Here is a 10,793-nt window from a genome sequence, read left to right on the forward strand (position 1 = left end):
TCCTCGCTCCGTTGGGTGCGACATAGCGCTACCGCCCGGTAGCACGGCAGGGTTGAATGGTGCGGTCCCTGTGCCGCGCCCCCCACATCGTTGTCATCCGTCGCCTCTAGCGAGAAGGGCTCTCTCCGGTGTTCAGCCGTATCGCCATCGTCAACCGCGGCGAAGCCGCCATGCGGCTCGTCCACGCCGTCCGGGACCTGGCCGCCGAAACCGGGGCACCGATCGAGACGGTGGCCCTGCACACCGACGTCGACCGCGCCGCCGCCTTCGTCCGCGAGGCCGACCGCTCCTACGAGCTCGGCCCCGCGTCGGCGCGCCCCTACCTCGACATGGCCGTGCTGGAGCGCGCGCTGGTCGAGTCCGGCGCCGACGCCGCGTGGGTGGGCTGGGGCTTCGTCGCCGAGGACCCCGCCTTCGCCGAACTGTGCGAGAAGACCGGTGTCACCTTCATCGGGCCCAGCGCCGAGGCCATGCGCAAGCTCGGCGACAAGATCGGCGCGAAGCTGATCGCCGAGGAGGTGGGCGTACCGGTCGCGCCCTGGAGCCGCGGCGCCGTCGAAACCCTCGACGGCGCCCGCGAGGCGGCGGATCGCATCGGCTACCCGCTGATGCTCAAGGCGGCCGCCGGCGGCGGCGGGCGCGGCATCCGCGTGATCACCGACGCCTCCGAGCTCGCCGACGCCTACGAGCGCACCCGCCAGGAGGCCGAGCGCGCCTTCGGCAGCGGCGTGGTCTTCCTGGAGCGCCTGGTCACCGGCGCGCGCCACGTCGAAGTGCAGGTGATCGCCGACGGCCGGGGCACCGCCTGGGCGCTGGGCGTGCGCGACTGCTCGGTGCAGCGCCGCAACCAGAAGGTCATCGAGGAGTCCGCCTCCCCGGTGCTCAGCGCCGACCAGGCGGCCGAGCTCAAGGCCTCGGCCGAGCGCCTGGCCGTGGCGGTGGACTACCGCGGCGCGGCCACCGTGGAGTTCCTCTACCACCCCGGCGAGCGGCTGTTCGCGTTCCTTGAGGTCAACACCCGCCTGCAGGTCGAGCACCCCATCACCGAGTCCACCACCGGATTCGACCTGGTCAAGGCGCAGCTGCACGTGGCATCGGGCGGCACGCTCGACGGAGAGCCGCCGGCCGAGCGCGGCCACGCCGTCGAGGCCCGCCTCAACGCCGAGGATCCCGACCGCGACTTCGCGCCCTGCCCCGGCCGCATCGCCCACCTGGACCTGCCCGCCGGCCCCGGCATCCGCGTGGACACTGGCGTCAGCGAGGGCGACACCATCCCCACCGACTTCGACTCGATGATCGCCAAGATCATCGCCTACGGGCGCGACCGCGACGAGGCGCTGGGCCGGCTGCGCCGGGCCATGGCCCAGACCACCGTGGTCATCGAGGGCGGCGCGACCAACAAGAGCTTCGTGCTCGACCTGCTCGACCGCCCCGAGGTCGTCGACGCCACCGCCGACACCGGCTGGATCGACCGCGTGCGCTCCGAGGGCGGCCTGGTCTGCCACCGCCACTCCGGCGTCGCGCTGGCCGCCGCCGCCGTCGAGGCCTACGAAGAGGAAGAGCGCGTCGAGCGCCAGCGCCTGCTGTCGACGGCCTTCGGCGGACGCCCGCAGGTGCGCCACGAGAGCGGACGCCCGCTGGACCTCAAGCTGCGCGGCGTGGGCTACCGGGTGCGCGTCGCGCGCGTGGGCGCCCACCGGTTCCGTGTCGGCGTCGAGGCCGGCGGGGACGTGCGCACCGCCGATGTGGAGATCGACCGCTTCGACCGCCACACCGGCCACATCGCCGTCAACGGCACCCGCTACCGCCTGCTCACCGGCACCCACGGACCCACCCACCTGGTCGAGATCGACGGTGTCACCCACCGCGTCAGCCGCGACGAAGGCGGCGTGATCCGCTCACCCGCACCCGCGCTGGTGGTGGCCACGCCGCTGCAGGCCGGCGCCGAGGTCGAGGCGGGCGCGCCCGTGCTGGTGCTGGAGAGCATGAAGATGGAGACGGTGCTTCGGGCGCCGTTCAAGGCGCGGCTGAAGGAGAGCGTCGTCTCCGTCGGCAGCCAGGTCGCCGCCGGCGCCCCGCTGCTGCGGCTGGAGCCGCTGGCCGACGCCGAAACCGCCGAGACCGCAGACGCCGCCCCGGTCGAGCTGGACCTGCCCGCCGCCTCCGAGGCGGTCCCGGTGCGCGAGCGCCTCGCCCGCGGCCGGGAGGATCTGCGCAGCCTGCTGCTGGGCTTCGACGTCGACCCCCACGACCAGCGCCGGGTCCTCGACGACTACCTGGCCGCGCGCCCGGCGGGTGCCGCCGGCGGACACCGGGCCCTGGCCGAGGAGCTGGGCCTGCTCGAGGTGTTCGCCGACCTCGCGGAGCTGAGCCGCAACCGCCCCGCAGGCGAGGACGGCGGCGCCGACACCCGCGTGCACAGCCCCCGCGAGCACTTCCACACCTACCTGCAGAGCCTCGACGTCGAGCGGGCCGGCCTGCCGCCGGCCTTCCAGGCCAAGCTCGCCACGGCCCTGGGGCACTACGGCGTCACCGACCTGGAACGCTCGGCGGACCTGGAAGCCGCGGTCTTTCGGATCTTCCTGGCCCAGCAGCACGCCTCCTCCGACGCCTCGGCCGTGGCCGCACTGCTGCGCGCCTGGCTGGCCGAGCCCCCGCCGGACGAGGAGCTGCGCGAGCCCGCCGGCCGCGTGCTGGAGCGGCTGGTCTCGGCCACCCAGGTCCGCTTCCCCGCGGTCGCCGACCTGGCGCGCGGCGTCGTCTTCGCCTGGTTCGGCCAGCCGCTGCTGCGCCGCAACCGCGCCCGCGTCTACGCCAACGTCCGCAAGCACCTGCGCCACCTCGACGCCCACCCCGACGCGCCCGACCGCGCCGAGCGCATCGCCGAGATGGTGCGCAGCACCGAGCCGCTCGTGCGGCTGCTCGGCCAGCGCCTGGCCCGCGAGAACCGGGACAACACCGTCATGCTGGAGGTGCTGACCCGCCGCTACTACGGCAACAAGGGCCTCACCGACGTGCGCACCCGCACGGCCGCCGACTGCACGTTCACCGTCGCCCAACGGGCCGACTCCAGCGTGGTCTCGGCCGCGGTGAGCTTCGCGGAGCTGGGCAACGCGCTGCGCGGGCTGGCAGAGCTGGCCGGAGACGAGGCCTCCGTCGACGCCGACGTCTACCTCGCCTGGGAGAACCAGCCCGAGGACTCCGAGGACATGGCACACGCCCTGGCCCAGACGCTGGCCCAGCACCCGCTGCCCGAGGGCGTGCGCCGGCTCACCGCCACCGTCGCCGGCCGCAGCGGCGCGGTGATGCACCACCACTTCACCTTCCGCCCCTCCGCCGCCGGGATGGCCGAGGACCGGCTCATCCGCGGCCTGCACCCCTACATCGCCCAGCGCATGCAGATGGAGCGGCTGCGCCACTTCGACCTCACCCGGCTGCCGTCGGCGGACGAGGAGGTCTACCTGTTCCAGGCCGCGGCCCGCGAGAACCCCTCCGACGAGCGCCTCGTCGCGTTCACCCAGGTGCGCGACCTGACCGAGCTGCGCGAGCACGACGGCAGGCTCGTCGCGCTGCCCACCGCCGAGGACGCCGTCGCCGCCTGCCTGGACGCCATCCGCCGCGCCCGCTCGCGCCGACCCGCCAAGAAGCGCTTCGACACCAACCGCATCGTGGTCTACGTCTGGCCGCCCAGCGAGATCACCCGCAAAGAACTGCAGACCATCGCCGACCGCGTACTGCCCACCGCCTCCGGCGCCGGGCTGGAGGAGATCCTGGTCATCGCGCGCCGGCGCGATCCCGCCACCGGCGAGCTCACCAAGACCAGCGTGCGCGTCACCTTCGACGCCACCGGCCACACCGAGCTGACCCTCGGTCCGCCGCCCACCGAACCCGTGCAGCCGCTGGACGACTACCGGCAGAAGGTGCTGCGCGCCTCCCGCCGCAACACCGTCTACCCCTACGAGCTCACCGGCCTGCTCGGCGACTTCACCGAGCACGACCTCGACGACGACAACCGCCTGGTGCCCGTGGACCGGCCCAAGGGCCGCAACAGCGCCGCGATCGTGGCGGGCGTGGTCACCACCCCCACCCGCCGCCACCGCCACGGCGTCACCCGCGTGGTGCTGCTGGGCGATCCCACCAAGTCGCTGGGCGCCCTGTCGGAGCCCGAGTGCCGCCGCGTGATCGCCGCGCTGGATCTGGCCGAGCGCATGGGTGTGCCGCTGGAGTGGTACGCGCTGTCGGCCGGCGCCCGCATCTCCATGGAGTCGGGCACCGAGAACATGGACTGGGTGGCCGCCGCGCTCAAGCGCATCGTCGAGTTCACCCAGGACGGCGGCGAGATCAACGTCGTGGTCGCCGGCATCAACGTCGGCGCGCAGCCGTACTGGAACGCCGAGGCGACGATGCTCATGCACACCAAGGGCGTCCTGGTGATGACGCCGGACTCGGCGATGGTGCTCACCGGCAAGCAGTCGCTGGACTTCTCCGGCGGCGTCTCGGCCGAGGACAACTTCGGCATCGGCGGCTACGACCGGGTGATGGGCCCCAACGGCCAGGCGCAGTACTGGGCGCCCGACCTGGCCGGTGCGCGCGACGTGCTGATGCGCCACTACGACCACACCTACATCGCCCCCGGGGAGACCGCGCCGCGGCGGGCCGCCACCGCCGACCCGGCCGACCGCGACGTGTGCGAGTTCCCGCACGCCATGGAAGGCAGCGACTTCACCACCGTCGGCGAGATCTTCTCCGCCGAGGCCAACCCCGAGCGCAAGAAGCCCTTCGACATCCGCACGGTGATGCGGGCGGTCTCCGACCAGGACCACCCGGTGCTGGAACGCTGGGCCAACATGGCCGACGCCGAAACCGCGGCGGTGCAGGACGCCCACCTGGGCGGCATGCCGGTGTGCCTGCTGGGCATCGAGTCGCGGTCGGTGCCGCGGGGCGGGTTCCCGCCCACCGACGGCCCCGACACCTACACCGCGGGCACCCTGTTCCCGCGCTCCTCGAAGAAGGCCGCCCGCGCGATCAACGCGGCCAGCGGCAACCGGCCCCTGGTGGTTTTGGCCAATCTCTCAGGCTTCGACGGCTCGCCGGAGTCGATGCGCAAGCTGCAACTGGAGTACGGCGCCGAGATCGGCCGCGCCATCGTGAACTTCCGCGGCCCCATCGTGTTCTGCGTGATCTCGCGCTACCACGGCGGCGCGTTCGTGGTGTTCTCCAAGGCGCTGAACCCCGACATGACCGTACTGGCGGTCGAGGGCTCCTTCGCCTCGGTGCTGGGCGGCGCCCCGGCCGCCGCGGTGGTGTTCTCCGGCGAGGTCGACGCCCGCACCGCGGCCGACGAGCGGATGCGCGAGCTGGAGGCCCGCGCGGAGGCCGCCTCCGGCGCCGACCGCGCCGCGCTGACGGCCGAGCTGGACGAACTGCGCTCCTCGGTGCGCGCGGAGAAGCTCGGCGAGGTCGCCGCGGAGTTCGACGGCGTGCACGACATCCGCCGCGCGGTCGAGGTCGGCTCGGTCGACGCGGTCGTCTCCGCCGCAGAACTGCGCCCGCGCATCATCGAGGCCATCGAGGCCAAGCAGGGCTGACGACGAACGACGCCGGCCGGGGGGCCGCCCGCAGCGTGCGGGCGGCCCCCCGGCCGCGTTGCAGGCGCCGCGGCGCCTGGCCCTCCTCGGCGATCCGCGTCTGTTCCCCGACGGCGTGCAGGCCCGCTTCGCAACCCCGGGCGTCCCGAGCGGTCGAACGGCGTCGTCGGCCTGCACCTCACCCGTTCCTGATCAGCGAGGGTGCGGCTTCGGGGCGGACTCGGGCGTAGAGCCCGGATACCGGTTACCCGGGTCGGCAGCTTCGGCCGGTCCGCCAGTTGGCGATGGCGTTGGAGATGACGCTGCCGAGCCGGTCGCGTGCGCTCGTGAGCTCTTCGATTCTGCTGTCGATACGGGCCTGTTCGGCCGAGAGCCGCTCGAGCAGCTCCGGTGTGGCTCGGCCGTTCACGACGCACGGCAGCAGATCCGCGATCGACCTGCTCGGCACCCCGGCGGCGTACAGCTGCTGGATGAGCTGGACCCGGTCGACCGCGCCCTCGGCGTAACGGCGCTGACCGCTGGCGCTGCGTTGTGAGGCGAGCAGGTCCTGTTCTTCGTAGTACCGCAGCGCCCGAACGCTGACGCCCGTCCTGGCTGCGAGCTCGCCGATGCGCACTTTGCCTCCCCCGTGTGGTCCCGGCCACAGGACTTGCCTCTGACGTCAACGTCAGGTTTTAGCGTAGCCCATGACGGCCGCGGAACGCCCTGGGCACGAGGAATCAACCGGGGCCGGCGCCGGTCAACGCGCAACAAGGCCCGGCACCGCGTCGCCGCCGATCACACCAACCGCGCAACAGTCCAAGGACGGATCTGTCCATGATCGAAACAGACCCGGCGGCCACGAGCGTGGCCGTCCCTGCAGCCGCTCCGATCGTCTCGGTGAAGCCGGTGGTGCTGTCGGCACCGGACCGCGGCGCAGACCTGCACGTACGCGTCTCCGCGCCGACGACCGGACGGGAACTGCCGGTCGTCGTCCTTTCGCACGGCTTCGGCTCGTCGCTGGACGGCTACGGTCCCTTGGCCGACTTCTGGGCCGCTCACGGATTCGTGGTACTCCAACCGACCCATCTCGACTCCAAGACACTGGCCATTCCCGAGGACGACCCCCGCCGACCGCGGTTCTGGCGTTTCCGCGTCGAGGACATGAAGCGCATCCTCGACCGGCTCGACTTCCTGGAAGCCGCCGTCCCCGGCCTCAGCGGGCGCATCGATCGGAGCCGCATCGCCGCAGCCGGACACTCCTTCGGCGGCCAGACGGCGGGCGTCCTGCTGGGCATGCGCGTCCGCGATCCGCAAAGCGGGGAGTCAGAAGACCTGGCCGATCCCCGGGTCACGGCCGGCGTGCTGCTCGCCACGGCCGGACGGGGCGGAGACGACCTGACACCGTGGGCCGCCGCGAACTTCCCGTGGCTGAAGGCCCCGAGCTTCGCGGACATGACCACCCCGGCCCTCGTGGTCATGGGGGATGCCGACCACCTCCCGCTGACCGTCCGGGGGGCGGACTGGACGGCCGACCCCTACTTCTTGAGCCCAGGCCACAAGAGCCTGCTGACTGTCGCGGGGGCCGAACACTCGCTCGGCGGAGTCTTCGGCTATGAGGTCAAAGAGAACACCGACGAGAACCCCGAACGGATATCCCTGATCCAGCGGGTCACCTGGGCCTATCTCCGCCATGCGCTCGGCATCGACGGTTCGGCCTGGTCGGCGGCGCACGAGACGTTGTCAGAGGGCACCCATCCACTGGCCCGGATCGAATCCACGTGATCGCGCCCGCGTGAGAGTCCGGAGGTCCGTCGCCGTCCTGCCGGTGGGGGCCGTGCGGGCGGGGCTGCGGCCACCGTCTCCTCCTCGTCCGTCCACACGACGCACGATGAGCGACGGCGGCCGCAGGCCCGGGCAGATCCTGCTGTCGGCGGGAGACGGGCCCTGCCGACGCCGCCGAGGGGGGCGAACCAAGTAAGCCCGAAAGGGGCAATGGCCAGGTCGTCAGGTAGCTGAGCTACTGCTGCTCGGGGTCGTTCTCCGCTGCTTTGACCTCGCCGTGCACGACGGCCAGGCTCACCCCGACCCCGCGGGCGATCTCGCGTAGCGATTGGCCCTCGGCTCGGCGGGCCAGGATCGCGCGGCGTTTGTCGGCGTCGACCACACGGGGGCGGCCGCCCTTGCGTCCGGCCCGGGCGGCCGAGGCCAGGCCGTTGCGGGTCTTGCGGACGATGTCGCGGCGGCGGTCCTCGGCCAGGGCGAGCGCCAGGTCCAGGATCAGGCTGCGCTCGGTGTGCTCTCCGGCGGCGATGCCGTCCAGGATCTTGACCGCTACCCCTTGCTCAAACAGGTCGTGGAGCACGATCAGCCCCTCGAGGAAGTTGCGGCCCAGCCGGTCGGCCTCCTGGACGGTGAGCATGTCGCCGGGGCGCATGTAGTCCAGGGCGGCCTTCAGGGCGGGCCGGTCGCTCACCTTGAGCTTGCCGCTGACCTTCTCCTCGAACACCTTGACGCAGATCGCATCGAGGTCCTCGTGCTGGCGTCGGGTCTCCTGCTTGCTCGTGCTGGCCCGCACGAGTCCGACCAGCGCCATCCCCACCTCCCAGTGTTCAGAAAACGCGTTCAGAAACGTTTTCCGAACGGGAGTGTCTTCCATGTCTTCGGCGCCCATGTCCGTGTAGTCGCCCGACAGGGCGTGGTCACACGGGGGCAGAGCGGCATCCTGTTGGCGACGGCTGCGGTGCGGCATCCAATTGCACACCGCGCCGCCGCGCCCGCGCCAGAGGAAAGACTACGAGTCGGTGGATGAGCCCTCACGGTGGGCGGACACACCCGGTTGGCCAGCGTCGCGCATCGTTGCGCGCACCCTCCTGGCGCAAAGTCCGGTTGTAAAGCTATCCTTTACAGATGCAAGAACGATTAACAGATGCGCTGCGGGCCTTGAAAGCGCGCATGGAGGCGTTCCTCGCGGCACGTGTCCTGACGAAGGACGACGACTGGGCCGACTCGATAGGGCGTGCCGTGAGCATGCAGGCGGCCGCCGATGACGTCGTGCGTGCTGTCGTGCAGGAGGCGCGCCAGAACGGCGCTACGTGGCAGGTCATCGGTGACGCGCTCGGCGTGAGCAGGCAAGCGGCGTTTCAGCGCTATGGCAAACCAATCGATCCCAGAACAGGAGAACCCATGAACACCACGCCACTCTCCGGCGTTGCCGAACTGGCCGCCTCGACGATCGAGGACCTCGCTTCCGGGCAATGGACGCGTGTCACCGAGCAGTTCGATCCGACCATGCGCGATGCCCTATCGGAGGACGCGCTCGCGGCCGCGTGGGCGCAGATCGTCGGCCTGTCAGGAGCCTTCGAGGGGCTTGGAGAGCCGGAGGTCACCCGGGCCGGCGACGTGACCATCACGAACACGCCACTCTCGTTTGAGGCGGGCGACTACACGGCACGGATCGCGTTCCGCGACGACCGCACCATCGCCGGTCTGCACATCCTCGAAGGGCAGATGTCGTGACCAACGGATCTCCGGGCGGATCGAAGACGACCACGCCCCGTGGCGGCCCCCGCATGAGCGGCCGAGACCTGCGACCCATCGGCGTATTCACCGCCCTGGCGTTCGCGCTCGCCTGGCTCTTCGCGCTCCCTCTCTGGTTCGGGGACGGACTCGCCAGCCCCTGGTTCACCCCCGTGGCGACCGCCACGATGATGACCCCCGCGATCGCTGCCCTCATCGTCGTGTTCTTCGTGGAGCGGCCGCAGCAGAAGGCGTGGACGCTCGGACTGTGGCCGCTGAGACCGGTGCGCAGACTCCTCGTCTACTCGGCGCTGGGAATCTTCGTCTCCATCGCGCTGGTCCTGGTGGCGCTCCCGGTCGGCGCGCTGCTGGGGGTCTATCCGGCCGACTTCACGAACTTCTCCGCCTTCCAGCAGGCCCTCGACGAGCAGGCGGACACCGCAGGAGCGGCCCAAATCCCGATACCGATCGGCGCGCTCATCGCCCTCCAGATCGCCCTGCTCCCCTTGGCGGCGTTCATCAACCTCATCCCGGCGCTGGGCGAGGAACTCGGGTGGCGCGGATGGCTGCTCCCGAAACTGATACCGCTCGGCACTCTGCCGGCCCTCCTGGTCTCTGGCGTGATTTGGGGCCTTTGGCACGCCCCGCTCATCCTCCTCGGGTACAACTACCCCGATGCACCAGGCTGGCTCGGCTTGACCGCGATGGTGGCCATGTGCGTTCTGATCGGGGCGGTCTTCGGCTGGCTGAGGCTCCGATCGGGATCCGTGTGGCCCGCAGCCCTGGCACATGCCGCGTTCAACGGGGCGGGCGGGACCTACCTCCTTTTCGCCGCGGCGGGAGAGCACGTCGACACCACGCAGGCGACGGTCCTCGGCTGGAGCGGGTGGATCGTGCCGCTCGCGCTCGTCGTGGTCCTGATCGCCACGGGACAGTTCGCTTCCGCGAAGCACCCGTCCACCCCGCCGTCGAAGAAGGGGCGTCTCCCTGCACACCCGGCGACGGGACAAGTAACCCGTGAGTAGCGACAGCGGATTCTGCGGCCTTCGAGAACGGGTGTAGCGGTGTGGCCAGGGAATACCGGCCCCCCGCGTGGCCGGAGTTGCCTACGGGTCCCGGTCGCCCCGAGGGACGCCTCGCCATTTCGCGGAGGTTCTTGTCCGAGGCGCAGGCGGGCCCAGGCCACGGCGTTCTCGATCGGCTCGCCGGTCTTGGGGTTACGGTCCTTGCGCGCGGCTCGGTCCTGGAGCCCGAAGGGGTGACGGGACTGGTCCGCCCTTCAGGCGGCCAGGTCCAGGACGGTGAAGTCGATCTCGTCCAGGGCGGGGTCGAACGCCTCCGGTTCGATCCCCAGCACGTCGGTGGCGTAGGCGCCGAACCGGGTGATGTGGGCGCGGATGTAGGGGGACAGGGCGGCGATCTCCTCGGCGGTGATGGTCCACCCCTGCCTGACCAGGTCGCGCACCACCTCGGCGATGTCCAGGACGTTGTGGAAGATGACGAGGTTGGCCAGCAGCGTGTTGAGCTTGATGAGCTTCTCCTGCTCGTCGGGGTCGTTGTCGGCGAACACCCCGTTGTTGCCGAACCGCAGCCATTGGGAGAAGTCGTTGTAGGACTCGACCTTGTCGGTGGCCGCAGTGATCCGGGCCCGCAGTACCGGGTCGGCCAGGTAGCGCAGCAGGGACACGGTGCGCACCGACCGGCCGA

Annotated in this window: 7 protein-coding genes; 4 read left to right on the forward strand and 3 right to left on the reverse strand. The window is 71.4% G+C overall.

What is annotated here, in order from left to right:
* Positions 1 to 128: 128 nt before the first annotated feature.
* Positions 129 to 5,588 (forward strand): ATP-binding protein, encoded by a 5,460-nt coding sequence (locus tag LP52_RS09100; RefSeq protein ID WP_040272364.1) that lies wholly within the window; start codon positions 129 to 131, stop codon positions 5,586 to 5,588.
* A 244-nt stretch (positions 5,589 to 5,832) separates the two neighbouring features.
* Here the strand turns inward: LP52_RS09100 and LP52_RS09105 are convergent, their stop codons facing one another.
* Positions 5,833 to 6,204, reverse strand: coding sequence for a MerR family transcriptional regulator (locus LP52_RS09105; RefSeq protein ID WP_040272365.1), 372 nt, complete (start codon positions 6,202 to 6,204; stop codon positions 5,833 to 5,835).
* 200 nt (positions 6,205 to 6,404) lie between these two features.
* On the opposite strand from LP52_RS09105, the gene LP52_RS09110 reads away from it, so the two are divergent.
* Positions 6,405 to 7,352, forward strand: coding sequence for an alpha/beta hydrolase family protein (locus LP52_RS09110; protein ID WP_040272367.1), 948 nt, complete (start codon positions 6,405 to 6,407; stop codon positions 7,350 to 7,352).
* A 235-nt stretch (positions 7,353 to 7,587) separates the two neighbouring features.
* Here LP52_RS09110 and LP52_RS09115 read toward each other — a convergent pair whose 3' ends face one another.
* A complete protein-coding gene (locus tag LP52_RS09115; protein ID WP_040272369.1) occupies positions 7,588 to 8,163 on the reverse strand; it encodes a recombinase family protein in 576 nt (191 codons plus the stop codon).
* Between the two features lie 359 nt (positions 8,164 to 8,522).
* On the opposite strand from LP52_RS09115, the gene LP52_RS09120 reads away from it, so the two are divergent.
* Positions 8,523 to 9,086 (forward strand): DUF3887 domain-containing protein, encoded by a 564-nt coding sequence (locus tag LP52_RS09120; RefSeq protein ID WP_040272371.1) that lies wholly within the window; start codon positions 8,523 to 8,525, stop codon positions 9,084 to 9,086.
* A 53-nt stretch (positions 9,087 to 9,139) separates the two neighbouring features.
* Positions 9,140 to 10,111, forward strand: a complete 972-nt coding sequence (locus LP52_RS09125; RefSeq protein WP_040272372.1) for a CPBP family intramembrane glutamic endopeptidase — start codon at positions 9,140 to 9,142, stop codon at positions 10,109 to 10,111.
* A 254-nt stretch (positions 10,112 to 10,365) separates the two neighbouring features.
* Here LP52_RS09125 and LP52_RS09130 read toward each other — a convergent pair.
* Positions 10,366 to 10,793: Tn3 family transposase (locus tag LP52_RS09130; protein ID WP_157036280.1), on the reverse strand; the 428-nt coding region annotated here is incomplete at its 5' end.

The organism is Streptomonospora alba (genome assembly GCF_000826685.1).
Classification (GTDB): Bacteria; Actinomycetota; Actinomycetes; order Streptosporangiales; family Streptosporangiaceae; genus Streptomonospora; species Streptomonospora alba.